The 24,502-nt window shown below is 39.6% G+C and carries 22 protein-coding genes; 9 read left to right on the top strand and 13 right to left on the bottom strand.

Annotated elements, in window-relative coordinates; translation table 11 throughout:
* The first annotated feature begins 49 nt into the window (after positions 1–49).
* From NPX99_RS00905 to NPX99_RS00895, 3 genes are all read left to right on the top strand, one after another.
* Entirely contained in the window at positions 50–859 is an 810-nt protein-coding gene (locus NPX99_RS00905; protein WP_269029883.1) for a lysophospholipid acyltransferase family protein, read from the top strand.
* Between the two features lie 97 nt (positions 860–956).
* Positions 957–2,060, top strand: a complete 1,104-nt coding sequence (locus tag NPX99_RS00900) for a D-alanyl-D-alanine carboxypeptidase family protein (protein ID WP_269029882.1) — start codon at positions 957–959, stop codon at positions 2,058–2,060.
* A gap of 9 nt (positions 2,061–2,069) precedes the next feature.
* Entirely contained in the window at positions 2,070–3,131 is a 1,062-nt protein-coding gene (locus NPX99_RS00895; protein ID WP_269029881.1) for a CobW family GTP-binding protein, read from the top strand.
* 156 nt (positions 3,132–3,287) lie between these two features.
* Here NPX99_RS00895 and NPX99_RS00890 read toward each other — a convergent pair whose 3' ends face one another.
* The 3 genes from NPX99_RS00890 to NPX99_RS00880 form a co-directional block, all read right to left on the bottom strand.
* The gene (locus NPX99_RS00890) at positions 3,288–4,037 is read right to left on the bottom strand and encodes a L,D-transpeptidase family protein (RefSeq protein ID WP_269029880.1); all 750 of its coding nucleotides are present in this window, start codon (positions 4,035–4,037) and stop codon (positions 3,288–3,290) included.
* A gap of 37 nt (positions 4,038–4,074) precedes the next feature.
* Positions 4,075–5,031, bottom strand: a complete 957-nt coding sequence (locus NPX99_RS00885) for an acetyl-CoA carboxylase carboxyltransferase subunit alpha (RefSeq protein ID WP_269029879.1) — start codon at positions 5,029–5,031, stop codon at positions 4,075–4,077.
* 77 nt (positions 5,032–5,108) lie between these two features.
* Entirely contained in the window at positions 5,109–6,044 is a 936-nt protein-coding gene (locus NPX99_RS00880) for a site-specific tyrosine recombinase XerD (RefSeq protein WP_269029878.1), read from the bottom strand.
* Between the two features lie 259 nt (positions 6,045–6,303).
* Between NPX99_RS00880 and NPX99_RS00875 the strand changes: the two genes are divergently transcribed.
* From NPX99_RS00875 to NPX99_RS00860, 4 genes are all read left to right on the top strand, one after another.
* Complete coding sequence (locus NPX99_RS00875; RefSeq protein ID WP_269029877.1) at positions 6,304–6,945, top strand: shikimate kinase; 642 nt, start codon at positions 6,304–6,306, stop codon at positions 6,943–6,945.
* A complete protein-coding gene (gene aroB / locus NPX99_RS00870) occupies positions 6,911–8,041 on the top strand; it encodes a 3-dehydroquinate synthase (RefSeq protein ID WP_269029876.1) in 1,131 nt (376 codons plus the stop codon). Before NPX99_RS00875 ends, aroB begins: the two co-directional genes overlap by 35 nt.
* A gap of 402 nt (positions 8,042–8,443) precedes the next feature.
* On the top strand, positions 8,444–8,839 hold the full coding sequence (locus tag NPX99_RS00865; protein ID WP_269029875.1) for an MliC family protein: 396 nt from the start codon (positions 8,444–8,446) through the stop codon (positions 8,837–8,839).
* Between the two features lie 17 nt (positions 8,840–8,856).
* Entirely contained in the window at positions 8,857–9,249 is a 393-nt protein-coding gene (locus NPX99_RS00860; protein ID WP_269029874.1) for an MliC family protein, read from the top strand.
* Positions 9,250–9,289: 40 nt separating this feature from the next.
* On the opposite strand, the gene mnhG is transcribed toward NPX99_RS00860, so the two are convergent.
* From mnhG to NPX99_RS00825, 7 genes are all read right to left on the bottom strand, one after another.
* Positions 9,290–9,676 (bottom strand): monovalent cation/H(+) antiporter subunit G, encoded by a 387-nt coding sequence (gene mnhG / locus NPX99_RS00855; RefSeq protein WP_269029873.1) that lies wholly within the window; start codon positions 9,674–9,676, stop codon positions 9,290–9,292.
* On the bottom strand, positions 9,673–9,954 hold the full coding sequence (locus NPX99_RS00850; RefSeq protein ID WP_269029872.1) for a K+/H+ antiporter subunit F: 282 nt from the start codon (positions 9,952–9,954) through the stop codon (positions 9,673–9,675). The genes mnhG and NPX99_RS00850 overlap by 4 nt, the downstream gene beginning before the upstream one ends.
* A complete protein-coding gene (locus NPX99_RS00845) occupies positions 9,951–10,436 on the bottom strand; it encodes a Na+/H+ antiporter subunit E (RefSeq protein ID WP_269029871.1) in 486 nt (161 codons plus the stop codon). The genes NPX99_RS00850 and NPX99_RS00845 overlap by 4 nt, the downstream gene beginning before the upstream one ends.
* Positions 10,436–12,055 carry a monovalent cation/H+ antiporter subunit D gene (locus NPX99_RS00840; RefSeq protein WP_269029870.1) on the bottom strand — a complete coding sequence of 540 codons (1,620 nt, stop codon included), beginning with the start codon at positions 12,053–12,055 and terminating at the stop codon, positions 10,436–10,438. Before NPX99_RS00840 ends, NPX99_RS00845 begins: the two co-directional genes overlap by 1 nt.
* Complete coding sequence (locus NPX99_RS00835; protein ID WP_269029869.1) at positions 12,055–12,396, bottom strand: Na+/H+ antiporter subunit C; 342 nt, start codon at positions 12,394–12,396, stop codon at positions 12,055–12,057. Before NPX99_RS00835 ends, NPX99_RS00840 begins: the two co-directional genes overlap by 1 nt.
* The gene (locus tag NPX99_RS00830; protein ID WP_269029868.1) at positions 12,396–15,317 is read right to left on the bottom strand and encodes a monovalent cation/H+ antiporter subunit A; all 2,922 of its coding nucleotides are present in this window, start codon (positions 15,315–15,317) and stop codon (positions 12,396–12,398) included. The genes NPX99_RS00835 and NPX99_RS00830 overlap by 1 nt, the downstream gene beginning before the upstream one ends.
* Positions 15,318–15,561: 244 nt before the next feature.
* A complete protein-coding gene (locus tag NPX99_RS00825; protein WP_269030023.1) occupies positions 15,562–16,011 on the bottom strand; it encodes a BA14K family protein in 450 nt (149 codons plus the stop codon).
* A gap of 156 nt (positions 16,012–16,167) precedes the next feature.
* On the opposite strand from NPX99_RS00825, the gene NPX99_RS00820 reads away from it, so the two are divergent.
* Together NPX99_RS00820 and NPX99_RS00815 are read left to right on the top strand one after the other, a co-directional pair.
* Entirely contained in the window at positions 16,168–17,265 is a 1,098-nt protein-coding gene (locus NPX99_RS00820) for a carboxynorspermidine decarboxylase (protein WP_269029867.1), read from the top strand.
* A gap of 56 nt (positions 17,266–17,321) precedes the next feature.
* Complete coding sequence (locus NPX99_RS00815; protein WP_269029866.1) at positions 17,322–18,560, top strand: saccharopine dehydrogenase family protein; 1,239 nt, start codon at positions 17,322–17,324, stop codon at positions 18,558–18,560.
* Between the two features lie 151 nt (positions 18,561–18,711).
* Here the strand turns inward: NPX99_RS00815 and lpdA are convergent, their stop codons facing one another.
* From lpdA to NPX99_RS00800, 3 genes are read right to left on the bottom strand one after another with little or no spacing between them, the layout of a single operon-like run.
* The gene (gene lpdA / locus NPX99_RS00810; protein WP_269029865.1) at positions 18,712–20,118 is read right to left on the bottom strand and encodes a dihydrolipoyl dehydrogenase; all 1,407 of its coding nucleotides are present in this window, start codon (positions 20,116–20,118) and stop codon (positions 18,712–18,714) included.
* A gap of 31 nt (positions 20,119–20,149) precedes the next feature.
* Positions 20,150–21,376, bottom strand: a complete 1,227-nt coding sequence (odhB, locus tag NPX99_RS00805; protein WP_269029864.1) for a 2-oxoglutarate dehydrogenase complex dihydrolipoyllysine-residue succinyltransferase — start codon at positions 21,374–21,376, stop codon at positions 20,150–20,152.
* A 32-nt stretch (positions 21,377–21,408) separates the two neighbouring features.
* Positions 21,409–24,408, bottom strand: a complete 3,000-nt coding sequence (locus NPX99_RS00800) for a 2-oxoglutarate dehydrogenase E1 component (RefSeq protein WP_269029863.1) — start codon at positions 24,406–24,408, stop codon at positions 21,409–21,411.
* Positions 24,409–24,502: the final 94 nt, after the last annotated feature.

Genomic DNA, 24,502 nt, shown 5'->3' with positions numbered 1-24,502 from the left:
TTTTCTCACATAAATTACGTTATATACATGGTCTCTTTGCAGATATAAAATGGAAAATACAGTGCTTGTTCTTCGTTCTCTTCTTTTTACATTCGCTTTTTATACAACGACCTTCATACAAATGATTCTTTACGCCCCCGTTTATTTTTTAATGCCACGCAAAAAAGCGTGGATTGTACCTAAAACATGGGCGCGTGTTACACTTTTTTTACAAAAATACATTGCAGGCACAAACTATGAAATTGAAGGATTAGAAAATCTTCCAAAGGGATCCTATATCATCGCTCCCAAACACCAATCTGCATGGGAAACTTTTGGTCTTGTCCCCTATCTTGATGACCCTGCTCTTATCCTAAAACGTGAATTGACATGGATTCCCCTTTTTGGCTGGTATATGGCAAAAACACAGATTATCCCCATCAACCGAACCACACCCATTAAAGCTTTAAAAACCATCATACAAAAAGCAAAAGAAAAAGCAAAACAAGGGCGTCAAATTCTGATCTTTCCCGAAGGGACACGCCGACAACCAGGCCAAGAACCCGATTATAAATCAGGGATTGTTGCGCTTTACAATGAATTGGACCTTCAAGTTGTTCCCATTGCGCACAATGCTGGTTTATATTGGCCACGCAACAATTTTCGCCGTTATCCTGGAACTATTCGTGTTCGTATTCTTCCTCCCATAGATGCTGGTTTAAGTAAACATGAGTTTCTAAACCAACTCGTCCAAAAAACAGAAAAAGCTTGCGATGAATTACTTCTACTAGCAACGAAAGATCGAAGCCCACCACCTATGCCACCTTCCGCTGTAAAAAGGCTTCAAGAACTGAAATCATTGAAAAAAATTGAAATGTAATTAACCATTTGCGCTCACGGTTCTGGATTCGCAAGTTTTATGTGCTACATTAAAAGAGTTCTAAGTTACTGATAAGTAGAAATTGGACTTAAACTTAATGCGGCAGATTTTTTATAATTTATTTTTATCTTTGGTTATGAGTTTGATGAGTCCCTTTGCTCTCGCTCAGCCTTTTATTTCTGTTGACGTGAAAACTGGACTCATTTTAGAGCACAATCAAGCCTTTGATCGCTGGTATCCTGCCTCTTTAACAAAATTAATGACCGCTTATATTATTTTCCGTGGTATGAGCCGAGGAGAAATTTCGCCAAATCAACACATCACCATCAGCGAATATGCGGCAAAAGCTCCTCCACACCGTTCAGGTTATAAAGCTGGTTCCGTTCTTACACTTGATACAGCCTTAACGATTACTCTGGTTAATTCCACCAATGATTTGGCTATTGCTATGAGTGAAGCAGTTGCTGGTTCACAAGAAGCTTTTGTGCGAAAAATGAATGCTGAAGCGCAACGTCTTGGCATGTTTGGAACACATTTTGCGAATGCAAGTGGCTTACCAAACCCCTATAATTATTCTACAGCACGTGACATTGCTCTTTTAGCAGTTCAGATTCGTCGAGAATTTCCTCAATATGTCCATTATTTTTCTATTCCAGCTATTGATTTTGGTAAAAAACGAAAAATTCAACCCAATTCAAACAATCTTATTGGTCGTTTTAACGGAATCGACGGCATGAAAACAGGCTTTATTTGTGCCTCCGGTTTCAATCTTGTTGCCTCAGCAACCCGCAACAAACGCACGATTATTGCTGTCATTTTAGGATCTACAAACGTAAGTGAAAGAGAAGAAAAAGCCGCACAATTACTTGAAACAGGCTTTTTGTACCAAGGATTGCCCCAAACAACATTAGCAACCCTAAAACCCTATGGCACTAAAATGACACAAGCAAGTGATATGAAACAACAAACATGCACGCCTGAAGCTGTGAAAATGCTTGCAAACTCTTATGATGATCAAGGAAATGTTATCCTCTCTTCACCTTTTATCACTCCTTCACCTTCTTCTGCTCTTCCTTTACCAGTACGACTCATTAGTACACCACAAATACATAAAGCAAAAACAAAGCCCCTAAAAAAATTTCACATTCCCTATAAAAAGCAAGAGAACCACCCTATAAAAAAATCAGTACGTCATGGTTGATGATGAAATATGAAAACAACGCGCATTCCTCTCACGCTTATTACTGGCTTTTTAGGCTCTGGAAAAACAACTTTTCTCAATCGTATATTACGCGATCCTCTTTTAGCTGATTGTGCTGTTATCATCAATGAATTTGGCGAAGTGGGGATTGACCATCTTCTAGTTGAAAAAACGACAGAAGGAATCATCGAACTAACAAATGGTTGCTTATGCTGTAATTTACGCAGTGATCTTATCGATACATTGACTGATTTAATTAATCGCATTGATAGAGGAGATCTCAAACAACTCGACCGCATTATCATCGAAACAACAGGCTTAGCTGATCCAGCCCCTATTTTACAAGCTCTTCTCAGCCATCCACTTTTAACGCAAGCATTTTCTATCGACGCTGTTCTTGCAACATTTGATATATTAAGCACACCTTCCATACTCAAACGTTACCCTGAAATACAAAAACAATTAGCACTTGCGGATAAAATTATTCTTACAAAAACAGATCTTATGAATGAAAAAGTGCTTTCAAATACGCTTATTAACACACTCAAAACAATAAATCCCACAGCACAAATCATCGATGCCCATTCTGATCATTGTTGTTCAAGTGCCTTAATAGGTAAGACATTATGGGATGAAAAAGAAGAAAATAGGCAATTTAAACAATGGCTCACCAGTACTCCACATGATCATACACACCCTTGGACCATTCGCACCTTTTTATTAGACTGCGAGGAACTTCTTGATTACACAACTGTTGAAGCTTTTTTAGATCTCCTACGAGACCTTTATGGCACAAAATTATTACGTCTTAAAGCAATTATTGCCTTGCGTGATGATCCACACCGCCCACTTGTGTTGCATGGTGTACAGACATTTTTTCATCCACCTATAAGGCTTGCAGCTTGGCCACAGGGAATCATACAAACCCGCTTTGTTATCATTGCAGATGGAATTGAAAAAGAAGCAGTACAAAAACTCTTCGATGCATTTTTAAACAAACCAGCAATAGATACTGCCGACAAAACGGCTATACTAAACAACCCCCTAGCCATTCCAGGAATGAAATTTTAATTTCTCCTTTAATCTTCAATAAAAAAATTTCTAACAAACAAAGAGAGTGGATTTTCAAACACGCTCTACCACATCTCACTACAAGCACCCACACACTATTAATCAAGAACAAAGCATTCTCAAAAAAGCAGAAAAATTACGATTATTAGAAATGCTTTACGGTATTAGAGAAGCAGAAATTTTATCAGTGTCACGATTAAAAACATAACGTTTTTCATAAACTTGAACTGTTGGAGGCTTACGATTTTCCTCAAAAAAATCATAGCCCTCTTTAAGCATTACCCAAAATTGATAATGTGGATCGGTACGATAGCGTTTCATATTATCATCGGTCATGCGAAAAGGAAAAGCTTGCAACTGAAATTCTCTCTGTCCTCCTCTAAAAGCGTCTCGCGCAAAAGCATAAATTTGTGCCATATTTTTATCACTCATAGAATAACAACCAGCAGAGAAACAAGAACCATGCACCATAAGATGTCTTCCTGTACGACCATGTGCCTGATCGTAAAGATTTGGAAAACCTATATTAAAGGAAAGATAATATTTTGAGTAAGGATTCATTTGGTTTGCAGTAATGGTATAAAACCCTTCTGGTGTCTGTAAATCCCCCTCTTTATATTTTGGTCCAAGCCGCCCGGACCATTTGCAAATACCATAGCGAGCCACCAATACAAAAGGCCCCGAACGCGATTGTTTCCAAATCTCAGCAACATTCTCCTCCTTAAAAAACCGCATCATAATTGGTGCATAGGGGTCGATATTATAGAGAGCCATTCTATTGTGGATTTCTTGTGGAAGTGGCTGCTCAACTTTAGCCCGAATAGATGCGGGCAATCTTGTCCCGCATGCCGTTAATATTTCCATCGCAAACACAACACATACAGTGAGGAATCTGTTGAACGTCATTAAATAAAACTCCCATTTATCCCCTCACAACAATCACTTACACTAGAGATCTACCAATTTGCAGATATTTTTCCCAACGCTCTCGTTTAAGAACTTCACCAGCTTTTCCAGCCATAGACTCCAGAGCAGAAGAAATCACATTACCTGCTTCATCAATTGCAGCTTCTTTGCCACGATGTGCCCCTCCTAAAGGCTCCGGAATAATGTCATCAATAATTTTTAATCGGTACAAATCTTGAGCGGTAATACGCATATTCATTGCGGCATCTTTCGCACGAGTTGGATCACGCCATAAAATAGAAGCAGCGCCTTCTGGAGAAATAACAGAATAAATTGCATGTTCCAGCATATAAACTTTGTTGGCCGCAGCAATTGCTATCGCTCCTCCTGAACCACCTTCTCCAATAACAACGGAAACCACAGGAACTTTCAAACGCAAAGTTGCCGCTGTTGATTGGGCAATTGCCTCTGCTTGACCACGCTCTTCAGCACTCACACCAGGATAAGCTCCTGCCGTATCAACAAAAGTGAGGAGGGGCAAACCAAACCGGTCAGCCATTTCCATAATACGCACGGCTTTGCGATATCCTTCTGGACGAGCAGAACCAAAATTATAGCGCAAACGCGTTTGCGTATCATGACCTTTTTCCTGACCTATATAGGCAACTGCTTCGCCTTTAAAACGTGCAAACCCTGCTTGAATAGCCTCATCTTCAGCAAATTTACGGTCCCCTGCCAAAGGAGTCATGTCACTTAACAAGCGTGCAGAATAATCCATAAAATGAGGACGATCCGGATGGCGAGCTACCTGTGTCTTTTGCCATGGCGATAATTTTTTATAGATATCACGCAATGCCGTTTTGGAACGCGCTTCGAGACGCGCGATCTCATCGCTCATATCAAGGCTCCCGTCTTGTTGAGAAATCTGTTTTAATTCGAGAATTTTCCCATCAAGATCAGCAACTGGTTTTTCAAAATCAAGATAATTATACATTGTACTCAACTTATTTGATGTGACTTATAGACTTATAATTCGCTTTATAAAGTATTTTTTTAAACAATACCTTTTCTTTACCCAGCCTTCTGTTTATCTGCAAGTGGATGATGCTCATTAACCAAGCGATAAAGACCTTCTTCCAACACATGTGTATAAATTTGAGTAGTAGCAATATCAGAATGGCCCAACAAATGCTGAACTGCACGTAAATCAGCACCATTTTGCAAAAGATGGCTAGCAAAAGCATGGCGTAACACATGGGGAGAAAAGCCACTCCTTATTCCTGCTCTTCTTGCAAGACCTTTCAACTCGCGTGCCACAACTTGTCGAGCAATATACCCCGTTTCTGAGTGTGCAGGAAAAAGATAAAGACTTTCCGCATCCTTTCCTTGATCACGCAAATCTAACCATTGCAAAAGAACTTGATATGCTTTTTTTGATAAAAGCACCATTCGTTCTTTTTTGCCCTTGCCACGCACCAAAATACTGTACCCCTCCCCTCGGACAGCCTGTACCGGAAGACTCACCAATTCACTAATACGTAAGCCTGTTGCATAAAGCATTTCCATCAATAGCTGAAGACGCAATGCGCGAAAATAATTCTTTGACCCATAATCTGCTTGTTCCACTTCCAACTGCGCTAAATCAAGCAATTTTGTCACCGCATCCTCACTGACAATTTTAGGCAAAGAGCGTCCCTGACGAGGCGCATCAATATCATAAGAGGGATCATCTGCTCTCAACCCTTCTGCATAAAGAAATTGATAAAACTGACGCAACGTCGACAAACGACGCGCTTGCGAAGATGCTGTAAAGCCAAGAGTGTGCATAAGTGACAAAAGACCAATTAAATCTTCTTTTTGCGCTGAAAAAAGCGAAACAGAATGCGAAGATAGCTCATCTTGTGCCCATTGTAAATCATGCTGATAAGCCGCAAGCGTATGTGGAGAAGCTCCTCGCTCAGCACTCATCATCTCAAGAAAATGATCTATTATAGCACCATTTTTCATTTTATTGATTCGCTTTCGAAGAAAGATTCAGGGAATCTAAAGGAATTTCGACATACATATCCACAGTCACTGGTTCCACCCAAACCACGAGAGAAACCATTATACTGAAAAGCACAATAAGAAAAATGAAAAGAATCATCAAAAATCTGGTCAATGTTGGCATAAAACAATAAATACTCTAAAAACACTCTATCCCTATCATGCCTTACAAAGATTAACAGGAATTGACTTTAAGGCAGATAAATGCCGAAATAAAGTTATGAACAGTCATCGATCTAAGCCGATTCCTATAGCACAAATAAAGAAGCAACTCTTATCCGTTCTTGATAAACGAGCCCTTGTCCTTGTTGGTCTTATGGGAGCAGGAAAGTCTGTAATCGGACATCGCATAGCCACTATGCTCCATTTGCCCTTTTATGATTCCGATCAGGAAATTGAAAAAGCCGCACAAATGGCAATCACAGAACTTTTTCAAATTTATGGCGAAGCAGAATTCCGGGCTCTTGAACAACGCGTTATTCTCAACATCATGAAAAAAAGTCCTCTTGTTTTAGCAACAGGCGGTGGTGCCTACATGAACGAAAATATTCGCAAAGCCATTCATCAAAATGGTATATCCATATGGCTCAAAGTGGATCTTGATATCCTCATGAAACGTGTTTTACGGCGCCCAACGCGACCACTCCTTCAAACAGCCAATCCTAAAGAAACCATGCAAAAACTCATGGAACAACGCAATCCGATCTATGCAAAAGCAAATTTAACAATTAACAGTCATAAAGAAAGCCGCCATACTGTAGCACAAAATGTTATACGGTCCGTACAGCACTACTTGTACACAGAAATCAACGATAGGAACAACAAGAATGCAAACCAAGACCGTCACCATTCAATTGGATAAGCACTGTTACGATATCATCATCGGCCCAGATCTTATTGCGCAAGCTGCATCACATATTAAGCGGTCTCTTAATCAAAAAGGTTTTCAAACGCGTTTGGCTGTTATTACAGATAAAAATGTTGCACATCTCCATTTGGCTAAATTGCAGGAAGAATTAACAAAAAATGAAATCCATTTTGTTCCAATCATCGTAGAAGCAGGAGAGCAATCAAAATCATTTTCAACCCTGCAAACTGTCATTGATAAAATTCTTGCTGCCCGTCTAGAAAGAGGTGACTGCGTTATTGCTTTTGGTGGTGGTGTCATTGGAGACTTGGCAGGATTTGCCGCAAGTATGATACGCCGCGGTATGAATTTCATTCAAATGCCTACAACGCTTCTTGCACAAATTGACTCTTCTGTTGGTGGGAAAACAGGCATCAATAGCCAATATGGTAAAAATCTCATTGGTGCTTTTTATCAACCCCAATGCGTTATTGCCGACACATCTGTTCTTGATACATTACCCTTGCGTGAATTTCGCGCTGGCTACGCAGAAATGGTTAAATACGGTCTTATTAACCAACCTGATTTTTTTGAATGGCTTGAAAAAAATGGGCAAGAAATTTTCTCCAATGGTCCCATAAGAACAGAAGCCATTGTCCGCTCCTGCCAATTTAAAGCTGACATTGTCGCACGTGATGAATACGAAAGAGGAGAACGTGCACTCTTAAACCTAGGTCACACATTTGGACATATGCTTGAAACAGCAACCGCCTATGATTCAAACCGCCTCATCCACGGTGAAGGTGTAGCAATTGGGATGGTTTTAGCCCATCAATTTTCTGCGCAACTCAATTTAACAGACCCCACACTCACACAACGTGTCGAAACACACCTCAAAACCATGGGGTTACCTACACAATTAAAAGACATTCCAGGGAAACTTCCAGACGCCAAAACACTGATGACTCTCATTGCGCAAGACAAAAAAGTTTCGCAAAACAGCTTGACCTTCATTCTAACACGCGGACTTGGCCAATCATTTATTGCAAAAAATGTCTCTTCAGAGACAGTTTTAACCTTTCTAGAACAAAAAATAGCAGAAATTCGTTAATTCATATTGAATATAATTGATTCGTTTTTATACTTCTATTAAAGAAAGTATGATGATGTCTGCGTAGCTCAGGAGGATAGAGCACAGGATTCCTAAAGAAATTGGGCGCCTTAAGGAGAAATCCTTAAAGTGGATCTGCTCAAATTCGGGGAAAGCTTCATAGGAGACTATATGCCAATCCCGAGCCAAGCCTTTTTTAACAAGAGGAAGGTGTAGAGACTGAACGGGCAGCACCTAAAGAGCATAAGCTTCAAGGTGAAGAGACAGTCCAGACCACGAACAGCCTGTAAAGCTGGCGGTGAAAATCGAAGTGGTATGAATCCTGGGGCCGCAGGTTCGAATCCTGCCGTAGACACCATCCTATCAGTCAAATCATTCTTCTGCATAACACAGGGAAGCATTATGAAAAAAACTTTAGAAATTTTGGGATTTTTCGCCATTTTAATTCTATCATCTTTCAGCTCAATAAATGCCTTCGCTGGTTCTTTCGTCATTGAAGTACCAGACACTCCTGAACCAAAAACACAAACAGTTGCCTATCAATGCGATGCTGGAACAAGTAAAGAACGGGTTGAAGCAGTCTATCTCAATGCTGACAATATTTCGTTGCTTGATTTCAAGTGGAAAGGTGATCGTGTCATTGCTGCAAATGTAATCGCCGACATAGGAAAAAAATATGAAGGAGAAGAGTACATTTGGTTGGAAAACAACAATGAAATCACACTTTATGATCTTGCTCGTGATCCAGAAAGAAAAAAACCCATCCACTGTAAAGATGAATCAACATTATTGTTTTAAATAATTAGGTAAACATTATGAAAAAAACTTTTTTTAATTTACAATTTTTTGCTACTTTAACTCTCTCACTGTTTAGCGCAATGAGTGCTTTTGCAAGCTCTTTAGTCATTGAAGTCCCGGATACCCCAGAGCCAACGATAGAATCTATTGCCTACCAATGCAGTATTGGAACAAAAAAAGAGCGCGTTGAAGCAACCTACTATAATACAGGTGATATTTCTTTAGTTGATCTCAAATGGAATGAGAAGCGTATTATCGCTGCCAATGTCATTTCTGCTTCAGGAGCAAAATATGCGGGAGGTGAATATATTTGGTGGACAAAACACAATGAAGCCTCATTATATGATCTCATTAATGATCCAAAGGAGGAAAAACCCTTCCACTGTGTAGAAGAACAAGATAAAAAATAGAAAAGTTCTTATACACTCAAAACCACGCTGGCTCTTGATCTTATGATGTTTCTTCTGTTGCGGACGATTTTTCGTCCATCTGATGCGATAAAAGAGCCAGCGGTTTTTTTAATTTATTTTCTGAATAATTTCGATAAGCTGCGGCCTGTGACAGCAACATAGAGGCTACAGGTGTCGTGACAAACAAGAAAATTACCAACAAGAATTCATGAAAAACAAAATGATGATCTACAAATATTGAATAAAGAAACGATGAAATGAGGATACTACCAGCGCCCCAACTTGTACTCAATGAAGGCATATGCAAACGCTCATAAAAATTGGAAAAACGCACCAATCCTATTGCTCCAATCAATGTGAGACCAGACCCTAATATTAAAAAAACTGTAACAATAATAGCAACCACAAGCGATACATCATCTTTCATTCAATAATTTCCCCACGCATAAGAAATTTTGCCAAAGCAACACTCGAGACAGGACCTAAAAGCCCAAGAATAAGAGCTGCTACAAAATAAATAGTTGTCCCTGAACGGATATCAAATGTAAGAAATAAAAGGATAGTATTTATATAAAGAGCATCTAAACCAACAATCCGATCCTGCGCCCTTGGTCCACAAATCAACCGAAACAATGCGAGAATCATCGCTAAACTTAAAAAAAACTGTGAGAGAAAAAGCCCCCAATAAAGAATAACCATACTCATGAAAAAATCTCCAAAAGTAATTTTTCATATCGTTGTTTGATCAACCGCTGGTAATCATATCCATCCTTAAGATTTAAGATATGAAGCAAAAGTTCACCATTTTTTCTATTATAGGCAATCCAAACGGTTCCTGGAGTTATTGCAAGGATACACGCTAAAACAGCCAAAGCAGTATAACTCTCGAGCAAAAGAGGCACCACAATAAAACCAGATTGCTGTTTTTGAAGCCTTTTTGTAAAAACAAAGAAAGCTACTGAAATATTTGATATGATAGAATCGATAAACACGCGGAAAATCAAACGAAAAACCGCACGCCAATTTTTAAGAGTGATCTTTTCCAGCTCAAGAAACTGAACCACCCAACCACTAAATAAAGCAACGATAATCCCTAAAAGCAATTGATCTAAACTAAAACCGTTTAAGGTTAACCACATAAAGACAATTGCCGCACTAAAAAAAGGGAAAGGACAAAAATAATTCATTAATTCATCTCCCTCTTTTTGAGAGAAAAATCATCTAAAACGCTGCCAATATAGTTTTGAGGCTCATATAAAGTTTTAGCTGTTTCAGACATATAATGACCAACAGGACCAGCGACAATTGTTATAAGAAAACACAAAGCAAGGAGAACGACAATAGGTGCAAATTCAATCACTTGGACACGCGGAATCCTCTCTTCAAGAGAAACCCAGAAAGTTCTGATACCTGTGCGTGTAAGAGCTATTAAAGCTGCAAAACCAGAGAGGGTAACAAAAATCACAAAGAGCCAATCATGATAAACCGGTAGAGAGGCAGATAAATCCTTCTTCATGTGGTTTAAAACTGCCAAGAACATCATAAATTTTGCAACAAAACCAGAAAAAGGTGGAAGACCAATAATCAAAAGAGCACAAAGACCAAAACATGCCCCAAGAATCGCCAAAGTTACTGGCAAATAAGTGCCAACTTCATCTTCTTCCTCCTCTTCATCATCACCATACACTTCCATTGTAACAGTTAAAACATTGGCGGCCACATCTTGACAACGTTCAACGAGCTCTACCAGAAGAAAAAAAGCACCAAGAGCTAAAGTTGAAGAAACAATATAAAAGAGTGCACCTGCTATAAGCTCTGTACTGCCAATTCCGATTGCGGCCAACAATGTACCGGAAGAGACAAGAACACTATAAGCTGCTAAACGGACCAAAATTTGGCTAGCCAAGACCCCAATAAAACCAAAAGTCATGGTTGCAAGTCCACCATAAAACAAAACCATATGACCAAAATGGTTCAAATATCCACTTTCAAGACCAAAACAGAGCAATGTTAAACGTAAAATAATATAAATACCCACTTTACTCAAAAGTGCAAAAGATGCCCCCACGGGAGCTGCTGCTGCGCTGTAAGTTGGCATCAACCAAAAGTTAAGTGGCCACATACCCGCTTTGAGTAAAAAGGCAATACCCAAAATTGCAGCACCTATTTCGAATAAAACAATATCTCCAGAAGCTATCTGTTTTATTTTTACAGCCAAATCGGCCATATTAAGGGTCCCAACGACTCCATAAATGAGTGCTGTACCAACTAAAAAAAAGAGCGAAGCTACAAGGTTAACCACAACATAATGCAACCCTGCACGCACGCGTAACTGACCAGAACCATGCAATGCCAGCCCATAAGAAGCTGTTAACATCACTTCAAAAAACACAAATAAATTGAATAAATCACCTGTCAAAAAAGCACCGTTTATTCCCACAATAAAAAATTGCATCAGTGACTGAAAATGAGGACCCGCTTTGTACCAATGAGCCTGTGCAAAAACCAACGCACTCATCATCAACAAACTAGAAAGCAAAAGCATCATAGCGCTTAAACGATCAAGAACTAAAACAATTCCGAAGGGAGAAGGCCAATTGCCAAGCCGATAAACCTCCGAGGCCGGCGTAACTTCAAGAGCACGCATAATCAACAAAACCGCAATAATAACCAACAATCCCGCTGAAAAAAGACTTATGAGTGATTTAAGTTTTGAACGGCGTTCATCATAAAAGAGAAGGAGTGCTCCTGTGCTTAATGGTAAAAGAATAGGCAAAATAAGAAGATGCTGCATGCAGGATTTCATCACTGCACCTCACGTCCATCAACATGATCTGACCCTGTTAATCCACGTGAAACGAGAAGAATCACTAAAAATAAAGCTGTTGTTGCAAAACCAATCACAATTGCTGTTAAAACCAAAGCTTGCGGAAGAGGATCAACATAATTCTCTGGATTGATTACTGTAGAAGGATCAACAATTGGCGCAGCATTGCTACGCAGTCTACTCATTGAAAATATAAAAAGATTAACGCCATAGGAAAGCAAAGATAACCCAAGAATAACCTGAAAAGTTCGTGGACGTAAAACCAGCCAAATGCCTGATCCAACAAGAACACCAATACCTAAAGAAAGAATAATTTCCATTAATCCTCCTTCTCTTTCAAAAGAGGTCTCTTACCAATTCGGTAACTTCGAATGGACTGGTGTGCAAGTGCAATTAAAATGAGAACTGTTGCTCCAAACACAAGAGAAAACACACCACAATCAAACAAAAAAGCGGATGCTATGGGAACCTTATCAATCAATGGAAAATCAATATATTGAAAAAAGGACGTTAAAAAAGGATAGCCAACCAACCAAGCTCCACCTCCCGTTGCAACTGATAGCAATAAGCCACCCCCCATCCAACGTAAAGGTAGAACCCTCAAACGACTTTCTATCCAACGAATATCACGTGCAAGATATTGCAAAATAAAGCCTATCGCTAACGTCACACCACCGACAAATCCCCCCCCAGGAAGATCATGCCCCCGTAGAAATAAATAAATCGAAAAAGCGATAATAACCGGAAAGAGCCATCCCATCATAACAGCAGGAATAGTAAGATAATTCAATACTGTATCCCCTACATCCCGATCAGGATGTTCCATATCAAAAGCTTTTTGAATACGTTGTTGAAAAGGCGCATCAATACTTTCAGGAGCAGGACGAAACCGCCGTAAAAGAGTAAAAACAGTGAGTGAAACAACGCCCAAAACGACAATTTCGCCCATGGTATCAAAACCACGGAAATCAACCAACAACACGTTCACAACATTGCGCCCCCCAGCCGCAGAATAAGCATTCGTCAGAAAAAAATCAGAAATTGTTGTCCCTTGAGAACGTGTCATCATGGCAAAGGAAAGCCACGCTACCCCTGCACCTCCGACAAGAGCTATAAAGAAATCACGCATACGGCGTAAACGCACAAAAAAATGAACAGAGATTGGAGCAGGATTATATAAACGTTTAGGCAACCACCGCAAACCAAGCAATAATAGAACGGTTGTCACCACTTCAACAACCAACTGTGTTATTGCCAAATCAGGTGCAGAGAGCCATAAAAAGGTTGCACAAGTCATCAAGCCGGCTCCCCCCAACAGCATAAGTGAAGCAAGACGGTGAAATTTTGCTTGCCAAGCAACTAAAAGTGCGCACAATCCACCAACCAACCAAAGAACAACAAAAGGAATATCAAGTGGAAAAAGCGGTAAAGAACCTGCTGAAATCAAACCATCACACCAAAGCAAAAAACCAACAAAGACAAAACACACACCAAAAATCCAGTGCAACTGTATTTGCAAACAGCGCGTTGATAAAATAGCTTCCAAAGCGCGTGCCCATTTCCAAGAAATAATGGCGAGAATGCGCTCAAAAATACGCGGTCCATTTAAATGGCGAAAGAAAGGGGCTCCATCATCACAGGATAAAAAATAACGGTGCCCAAGAGCATAGAGCAATCCACCCCCTAATAAAGCCCCCAAACTCATCATTAACGGGGTATTAACTCCATGCCAAACAGCTAAACTATAAGGAACTGTCATTGGTCCTAAAACAGACACAACCGCATTATCCAAAATAGGTCCTATTGTTACATTAGGAAAAATACCAACTGCCAAACAAATAAAGACCAAAAGTTCCATTGGTAAACGCATAAAATGCGGTGGTTCATGTGGCGTTTCGGGTAAATGAAGAGGTTTTGATCCCCAAAAGACGCCGTGAATAAAGCGTATAGAATAAGTCACACTAAACAAGCTCGCCAATGTTGCTACATAAGGTGCAATCCAGTCGAGCCACGACTCCATATGCATTTCAACTGCTTCAGCAAAAAACATCTCTTTTGATAAAAAACCATTTAACAAAGGAACTCCAGCCATCGCCGCACTTGCAACCAAAGCAAGAGTTGCTGTAATAGGCATAGAACGATAAAGACCTGTCAGTTTACGCATATCACGGGTTCCTGTTTCGTGATCAATAATGCCAGCAGCCATAAATAAAGAAGCTTTAAAAGTAGCATGATTGGCCATATGAAAGATCGCAGCAACACATGCAAGCGGACTACCAAGACTTAAAAGCGTGGTAATCAATCCAAGATGACTAATCGTCGAATAAGCAAGCAACCCTTTCAAATCTTGCTGAAACATAGAAAAATAGGCACCAAGCAAAAGGGTTGAGAGACCTGAAAAACCAACGAGGCAAAACCAAGATTCTGTTCCAGAGAGGACGGGCCATAAACGAACAAGCAAAAATAATCCTGCTTTCACCATTGTCGCCGAATGCAAATAAGACGATACGGGCGTTGGAGCAGCCATAGCATTGGGCAACCAAAAATGAAAAGGAAACTGTGCACTCTTTGTTAATCCTCCTAATAAAATACAAATAAGGGCAAAATTATAAAGAGAACTTGACCGGATCATATCTCCAGACTGCAACACCTTATCCAAATCAAAACTGCCAACGATGAATCCAATCAATAAAACCCCAATAAAAAGGGCAAAACCACCAAAACCTGTGATTGTTAAAGCCATACGCGCCCCTTCACGCGCACTCGCATTGTGATACCAATACCCAATCAATAAAAAAGAAAAAATACTGGTGAGTTCCCAGAACACAACCAAAAAGACGAGATTTCCTGACAAAACTATTCCCGTCATTGAGCCCATAAAAGCTAGGAAAAAAGAAAAAAACCGCGGTACAGAATCCGCTGGATCCATATAATAACGCGCGTAGACAACAATAAGCAGCCCAATTCCCGTAATGAGCAAGCAAAAAAGCCATGATAAACCATCCATACGGAGAATCAAATCAACACCCCACTCTGAAAGCCATGAAATATCTAAACGCACGACGTGATTGCCATGTATGGCTGGATAAAGTATTATTGTAAAAAGAAGACTGAAAAGTGCAATGATACCAGCAAACCATGCTTCATTATTTTTTGCTGTCGAACGAAAGAAACCTATAACAGCACTTCCACCAAAGGGGAGCAAAACGAGCAATATCAACATTGCTTCCCGTATTGTCATTCTTTAAGCTCCCTACAGTCCTTAATATTTTGTCATAAACAAAATAAAAATTTATAATTTATATTGTCACCCCCTCATCCCGCACTTACGATAATAAGATTTAATAAAACTTAAAAGCACTTAAAATTTTTAAAAAACAACTGTTGCGTGAAAAAATACGCATCATATAAATTCCCCCTCTTTAATTTTAGAACAGGAACGAATACGACAAGATTCGATAGAAATTTTTCACGTTTAACAACTTCTACCCTTTTAAAAAGCGCGAAAGACACTGCTTACGAGGCCCATAAAAAGGTTGATAACTGTTATCATTTTTATTATAAGAGCGATAACGCGCACGACAAGATTCAATATGCTCTTGAGGCAGTTTTTTCGCATCTGATATACCTTTCAAGAGCATGTGTTTTGCATTTAGATGTGGCAATACAACAAAGGCTGCTTCAGGATACCACCAATTATCTCTATACTTACGGTAACCACGCCGATAATTATGATACCCTTTAAAACCGTTAAGTTCTCTACGTCCCGTAAAAACCAGAGGCGTCGTACTTTCTGGAATAAAAACCTGAGAAGCCACTTTGGCTTCAACATCATTCTTATTTTTTCCCCAATAAACAATGTTGATTGTTATCATGAAAAAACCACTAACGAATATAAGAGCTAAAGCATAATATAATTTTTTTTTCACACACATAACGTAAATCTCATCATCACAAAACCAAAATGCAGTTACAGAAAATTTTTTTACAGCTAGAGAAACAAACCTCCTTTTTTTTTGAGACATTCTGTTGCTCTTTATATTAAACGTTAAACTTCACAATAAGATCCTTCAAAAGAGAATGGATAAACAATGATAAGAACTCCCTATTATCTGATAGATAAATCTAAACTCATAAAAAATATGGAAATTATCACGCGCTTACGCGAAATATCTGGAGCAAAAATTTTGCTTGCTTTGAAATGTTTTGCTACATGGAGTGTCTTTGATTTAATGTCTGAATTTATGGATGGAACCACATCATCATCCCTTTATGAATTGCGTTTGGGAAGAGAAAAATTCGGCAAAGAAACCCATGCTTATTCGGTTGCTTGGGCAGATCATGAGATTGATGAAGCCTGTGGTTACGCAGATAAGATTATTTTTAATTCCATCCAACAACTTCAACGTTTTGCTGATAAAACAAAAACCATTCAACGAGGACTAAGATTAAATCCAGGAATCAGCACATCTAATTTTGATCTTGCCAATCCTTCTCGCCCTTTTAGTCGCTTAGGAGAAATCAACAAAAGCGCTATAAAAAAAGTTCTGCCCTTTATCAATGGACTCATGATTCACAATAATTGTGAAAATGCCGATTTTAATCTTTTTAATCAAATGCTGAATCATATGGAAGAAAAATTCGCAGAACTTTTTGCTGCTGTTGACTGGATAAGCCTTGGTGGTGGAATTCATTTTACAGCTGAAAATTATCCTCTAGAAACTTTTGCAAAACGTTTAAAACATTTTTCACAAACCTATGGTGTCACCATTTTTCTAGAACCAGGAGAAGCCGCTATAACAAAAAGCACCACACTAGAAGTAAGTGTTCTTGATACGTTATATAATGAAAAAAAACTCGCTATCGTTGATAGCTCAATTGAAGCCCATATGCTTGATCTTCTCATTTATCGTGAAAATGCCAAATTAGAGCCCAATCAGGGCCCTCATGAAATTATGGTCTGTGGAAAGTCCTGTCTTGCCGGTGATATTTTTGGAACATTTCATTTTCCTGAGCCGCTTAAAGTCGGTGATAGATTATCTTTTCAAGATGCAGCAGGCTATACAATGGTTAAGAAAAATTGGTTTAATGGCGTTGCAATGCCCGCTATTGTTATTAAAGAATTTGATGGTACATTAACAGTGCAACGCCAATTTAGTTATAATGACTATCTGAAAAGTCTTTCATAAAAAATAACCGTTCAAGAAACGTTATACAACAGTATTGAAAAGGAGACGAATCGACAATGAAGAAAAATATTCTCATTATTGGTGCTGGAGGTGTTGCACAAGTTGTCGCGCACAAATGTGCTCAAAACAACGATATTCTCGGTGACATTCATATTGCTTCACGAACACTCAAAAAATGTGAAACCATTATTGCTTCCATTAAAGAAAAAAACGCAATGAAAGAACAAAGGGTTCTTGAAGGGCATGCGCTCAATGCAATGAATGTAGAAGAAACCATAAAACTCATCCAAAAAACAAAATGTGAAATTGTCATCAATGTTGGGTCGGCTTTTCTTAACATGTCTGTTCTTTCAGCTTGTATTGAAACAAAATGCGCTTATATCGATACTGCAATTCATGAAGACCCTTTGAAAGTTTGTGAAACACCTCCTTGGTATGGCAATTATGAATGGCCCAGACGCCAAGAATGTGAAAAGGCTGGTATAACAGCTATTTTAGGTGCAGGCTTTGACCCAGGTGTTGTAAACGCTTATGCAGCGTTAGCGCGTGAATGTTATTTTGATAAAATCACCGATATTGATATTATCGATATTAATGCCGGAAACCATGGACGTTGGTTTGCTACGAATTTTGATCCAGAAATTAACTTTCGAGAATTTACAGGAAAGGTATGGTCTTGGCAAAATAAAAAATGGGTTTCCAATCAAATGTTTGAAGTCAGCCATGAATGGGACCTTCCCGTTGTTGGAAAGCAAAAAGCTTATATGACAGGACATGATGAAATTCATTCATTATCTAAAAATCTCAATGTTGAAAATATTCGCTTCTGGATGGGATTTAGTGAACACTACATCACTGTTTTTACCGTTTTGAAAAATCTCGGACTTTTATCCGAACAACCCATTAAAACAGCAGAGGATCAAGAGGTTGTTCCTTTAAAAGTGGTAAAAGCCGTCTTACCTGACCCAGCTTCTTTAGCACCAAACTATACAGGAAAAACCTGTATTGGAGACCTTATTAAAGGCGAAAAAGATGGAAAGCCAAGAGAAGTTTTTATCTATAATATCGCTGATCATAAACAAGCTTTTCATGAAACCGGTGCACAAGGCATTTCTTACACAGCTGGAGTACCAGCAGCTGTTGCCGCTCTTCTTATTGCCACCGGAAAATGGGATGTTAAAACCATGGTCAATGTAGAAGAATTACCCTCACGCCCTTTCCTCAAATATCTTGATCATATGGGGCTTTCAACTTGGATAAGAGAACAACAAGAAGAGAAAAAGTTACAATTCTAAACCTATTTCCACTACCAGAAACAAATACAGAAAAACCGCCCTTTGAAAGAGGCGGTTTTTTCATAAACCTCCAACACATAAATTTACAAAAATGTGTATCTTAGCCTTTTTCAGAAAGAGTTACAGAGCGCAAACAAGCGCATCTAGAGAATTAAATATGCAGTGGTTTAGCAAATGTTGCTAAAGCTGCTTCTCGCACTGCTTCCGATAACGTAGGATGCGCATGGCAACAACGTCCTAAATCTTCTGATGAACCACCAAATTCCATTAAGACCGCAATTTCATGGATCATTTCACCAGCACCAAATCCAAAAATATGTCCCCCCAAAACCCGATCTGTCTTTTTATCGGCAAGAATTTTAACAAACCCATCATTTTTTTGCATCGCACGTGCACGACCATTAGCCATAAAAGGGAATTTACCCACATTATACTCAATACCGGCAGCTTTCAATTCTTCCTCTGTCTTTCCTACACTGGCAATTTCAGGCTGTGTGTAGACAACACTAGGAATAACATCAAAATTAACATGCCCTTTTTGACCTGCCAAAATTTCTGCTACAGCAACACCTTCTTCCTCCGCCTTATGCGCTAACATTGGTCCTTTAACAACATCACCAATTGCATAAATTCCTGGAATATTGGTCTGCCAATGCGCATCGATATCAATAAAACCACGTTCATCCACTTTGATACCAACCTCTTCCAAACCAAGACCTTCCGTATATGGAGAACGTCCAGTAGCAATAAGCACAACATCAGCCTCTAAAGTTTCAGTTTCACCACCTTTTACCGCTTCAAAGCTCACTTGAGCTCTTGAACCAGATTGCGTAATAGCTGTCACTTTTGCACCCGTCTTATATTCAATTCCCTGTTTTTCCATTATTTTTTGGAACTGCCGTGAAACTTCACCATCCATTGATCCTAAAACTTTATTAAGATATTCAATAATGGTTACTTTAGCGCCTAAGCGACTCCAAACTGAACCAAGCTCTGAACCAATAACACCAGCACCAACAACAATCATACGCGCTGGTACTTTTTCAAGAGCAAGAGCTCCCGTAGAAGAGACAACAACCTTTTCATCAATTTCAACATTGACACCTGGGATACCTGAACTCTCTGAACCCGTAGCAATAATGATATTCTTGGTTGCGACTGTTTGTCTGTTACCATCCCTAGCAACAACTTCAATTTGACCTGCGGCTAAAATTTTGGCTGTACCAAAAAAAGTGTCAACTTTATTTTTTTTCATCAAGAAAGAGACACCACTGGTATTGGCTGTAACAACAGCTTTTTTATGCGCCATCATTTGATCAAGATTAAGTTTTGATTTTGCAATAGAAATACCAAGTGTTTCAAAGCCATGTTGCGTTTCCGCAAACACTTCCGAAGCATGTAGCAACGCCTTAGAAGGAATACAACCAACATTAAGACATGTTCCTCCCAACGTCGTACGCTTTTCAATAATTGCTGTTTTAAGCCCCAGTTGCGCTGCTTTTATTGCTGCGACATAGCCACCAGGTCCCGCTCCAATCACAACCACATCATAAGACATCCGTTTTTCCTTTCATCCTGAAAACTGCATTTTACAAGTCAAGAACAAGGCGTTCCGGATCTTCTAAACTTTCCTTAACACGCACAAGGAAAGTCACAGCTTCTTGACCATCTACAATACGATGATCATAAGAAAGCGCCAAATACATCATAGGACGAATGACAATTTGACCATCAATAACCATTGCCCGCTCTTTAATAGCATGCATTCCCAAAATACCAGACTGTGGTGCATTCAAAATCGGCGTTGACATTAATGATCCATAAACTCCACCATTAGTAATGGTAAAAGTTCCGCCTTGCATATCAGAAACGGCTAATTTTCCATCACGAGCAAGACGGCCCAAACGTCCAATTTCTTTTTCAATTTCTGCCAATGACATCTGATCTGCATCACGAACAACAGGAACGACAAGTCCCTTATCCGTTCCAACGGCAATTCCGGCATTAACATAATTTTTGTAAATAATATCTGTCCCATCAATTTCCGCATTAACAGCAGGAAGTTCTTTTAACGCATAACAAACAGCCTTGGTAAAAAATCCCATAAACCCAAGCTTAACACCATGTTTCTTTTCAAAAAGATCCTTATAACGCTTGCGTAAATCCATCACCGCAGACATATCAACCTCATTAAATGTGGTTAACATTGCCGCTGTATTCTGTGCATCCTTAAGACGGCGTGCAATTGTTTGACGCAATTTCGTCATACGAACCCGTTCCTCACGTATTTCCTGAACAGAAGCAGAAGAAGAACTGGACTCAGAGACACTGGATGCAGAAACAGCAGGAGATGGCGTTTTTACTCCTTGTGTTAACACATTAAGAACATCTTCTTTGAGAATTTGCCCGCGTTTTCCAGAACCCAAAATATCCTTTTTTGCAATATTATTTTCAGCCATCAATTTTGCTGCTGAAGGAGCAGGAGGCATTGTACTGCTTGAAGAAGGCTGCTCCAATTTAGATGGAGTTGTTGGTACAAACGTCTCAGAAGGCGACGGTGATTTAACAACACCAGCTGCTCCAGCTTCAACCATTCCCAAAAGCGCATTCACTTCAACCGTATCGCCTTCCTTTGCAATGATTTCAGATAATTTTCCCGCAACAGGCGAAGGAACCTCAACTGTCACTTTATCGGTTTCTAATTCAATCAAGGGCTCATCCACAGCAACAGCTTCACCAAGTTTTTTAAACCATTTGCCAACTGTCGCTTCGGTAACCGATTCGCCCAAAGTAGGAACACGGATTTCAGTAGTCATAATATTTTTCCATACATCAGAGTAGTCATAAATTAAGAACCTAATGCGTCTTCAAGAAACGCAGCAAGCTGTTCAAGATGTTTCACCATTAACCCAGAGGCCGGTGATGCACTTGCAGGACGCCCCGCATAACGTGCACGCGAATATTGCGCATTAATATGCGTCAAAACCCATTCTAAATAAGGCTCAATAAATGACCAAGCCCCCATATTCTTTGGTTCTTCTTGGCACCAAACAACTTCTGCTTGTAAAAAACGCGATAACACATCTACCAAAGCTTTCGCAGGAAAAGGATAAAGCTGTTCAACACGCAGCAAATAAACATTATCAATGCCTCTTTTTTCACGTTCTTCATAAAGGTCGTAATAAACCTTACCTGTACAAAGAACGATACGGCGAATTTTACTATCTTTCTGCAATTTAATGGCAGAATCTTTAAGACGTTCTGCATCATCAAGTAACAAACGCTGAAAATTCATTTCTGGTCCCATTTCACTGAGGAAAGAAACGGCCCGCTTATGACGCAAAAGTGATTTTGGTGTCATTAAAATCAAAGGTTTGCGGAAATCGCGTTTAATCTGACGACGTAAAATATGAAAATAATTTGCCGGGGTTGTGCAATTAGCAACCTGCATATTATCTTCAGCACAAAGTTGAAGGAAACGCTCCAAACGTGCCGAAGAATGCTCAGGTCCTTGCCCTTCAAAACCATGAGGCAACAAACACACCAGACCAGACATACGAAGCCATTTACGCTCCGCAGAAGAAATAAATTGGTCAAAAATGACCTGTGCTCCATTAGAAAAATCGCCAAATTGCGCTTCCCAAAGCGTTAACCCTCGTGGCTCAGCAAGAGAATATCCATACTCAAAACCAAGAACGGCCTCTTCAGAAAGCATAGAATTAACAACCTCGTAAAAAGCCTGTCCATTCTGCAAATGATTCAAAGGAATATAACGTGCTTCATTTTCTTGGTCATAAAGAACAGAATGGCGTTGTGAAAAAGTTCCACGTTCAACGTCTTCACCGGAAAGACGCACCGGTGCTCCTTCTAAACAGAGTGAACCAAATGCTAAAGCTTCAGCAGTTGCCCAATCAACGCCTTCACCGGTTTCAAAAATTTTAGCGCGATTGCTCAAAAAGCGCTGTATCGTTTTATGCACATGAAAATCCGCTGGTATCTCAACAAGTTTCTGTCCAATTTCCTTTAAAGTGTCTATCGCAACACCTGTTGTCCCACAATGCTGTTCATCAGCACTACTACAAGCCTTTAAACCCGTCCAACTTCCATCAAGCCAATCCGCCTTATTGGGTTTATAAGAAGCACTCGCTTCAAATTCATTCTCAAGCTTATCACGCCATTGCTTCTTTTGTTGCTCAATTTCTTCTGAAGCAATCACCCCTTCCGCTATTAACTGTTCACCATAAAGCTGCAGCGTTGTTTTGTGATTACGAATTGCTTTATACATAAGCGGTTGTGTAAAGGAGGGTTCATCTCCTTCATTATGTCCATAACGGCGATAACAGAACATATCAATTACCACGGGTTTATGAAAAATTTGACGAAATTCTGTCGCGATTTTTGCAACAAAAACAACAGCTTCAGGATCATCACCATTCACATGAAAAATGGGGGCATCAATCATCTTTGCTACATCTGATGGATAAGGCGAAGAGCGCGAAAAACGGGGATCTGTTGTAAAACCAATCTGATTATTGATAATGACATGAACAGAACCTGCAACGCTGTAACCTTTAAGACCTGAAAGACCAAAAGTTTCCTGAATAACACCTTGCCCAGCAAAAGCAGCATCACCATGAATAAGCAATGGTAAAATCTTTGAACGTTCACTTAATGGGGGTGCATCCGTGCGCGTAGGCCCCATAAGTTGATCTTGTTTAGCCCGTGCCTTTCCTATAACAACCGGATCAACAATTTCAAGATGAGATGGATTAGCCACAAGCGATAAATGAACTTTCTTACCATCGAATTCAAGATCAGCTGAAGTTCCCAAATGGTATTTAACATCACCCGATCCTTCTACATCATCGGGTTTATAAGATCCCCCTTTGAATTCGTGAAAAATAGCTCGATGTGGTTTTGCAAGAACTTGTGAAAGAACGTTTAAACGACCACGATGCGCCATTCCTAAAATAATTTCCTGCACACCCAAAGCACTACCACATTTAATAATCTGCTCGAGAGCAGGAATCAGTGCTTCACCACCATCAAGTCCAAAACGCTTTGTTCCCTTATATTTCGTATCTAAAAACTGTTCGAACCCTTCTGCCTCAATAAGCTTATTAAGGATAGCTTTCTTGCCTTTCTGTGTGAAGGCAATCTGTTTATCGGGTCCTTCAATACGTTCTTGAAGCCATGCTTTTTGAGCAGGATCAGAAATGTGCATATACTCCACCCCAATCGTTGAACAATAAGTACGATTGAGAATCTCAAGCATTTGTGGAATAGTCGCATATTCCAACCCTAAAACATTATCAATAAAAATGGGGCGCTCGTAATCCGCAGGGGTAAAACCGTAAACTTCCGGAGAGAGTTCTTTATAATCTTCAAGTTTTTCCGCCAATTGAAGAGGATCAAGCTGTGCATGAAGATGCCCACGTGCTCGAAAAGCACGAATCATCATAAGTGCATGAACAGAATCACGTGTTGCTCGAATAATATCTTGTTCGCTAGAGGCTGTTCCTTTTTGCACAGAACCCGCTGCTGCTTTTTCTTTTAATTTATCACCAACATGCTTTTCAAGAGCAGACCAATCGCCATCAAGAGCAGAAACTAACTCACCATTAGCCTTTAACGGCCAATGATCACGTTGCCACGTTGCCCCTTCAGCGTTTCTAAGAACATCTTCTTTTTTATCATGCAGGTTTTCAAAAAAAGTGCGCCACTGTGAATCTACACTGGTGGGATCTTTTTCATATTCGGCATAAAGTTGATCTATATAATCCGCATTTCCACCATACAGAAAAGACGTTTGTGCAAAAAGACTATTTATTTCGTCCTGCCTTGCCATATACCTCTCCGGAACATTTATTCCGTCTCCTTATATCTCTTTTTAACCTCTCAATATTTGTCAAGCAAACAAAGATCAAAAAGTTCAAAAAAGC

Source organism: Bartonella sp. 220B (genome assembly GCF_026930205.1).
Taxonomy (GTDB): domain Bacteria; phylum Pseudomonadota; class Alphaproteobacteria; order Rhizobiales; family Rhizobiaceae; genus Bartonella.
Note: the sequence above shows the minus strand (reverse complement) of the source record. Positions and strands in the feature narration are given on the sequence as shown.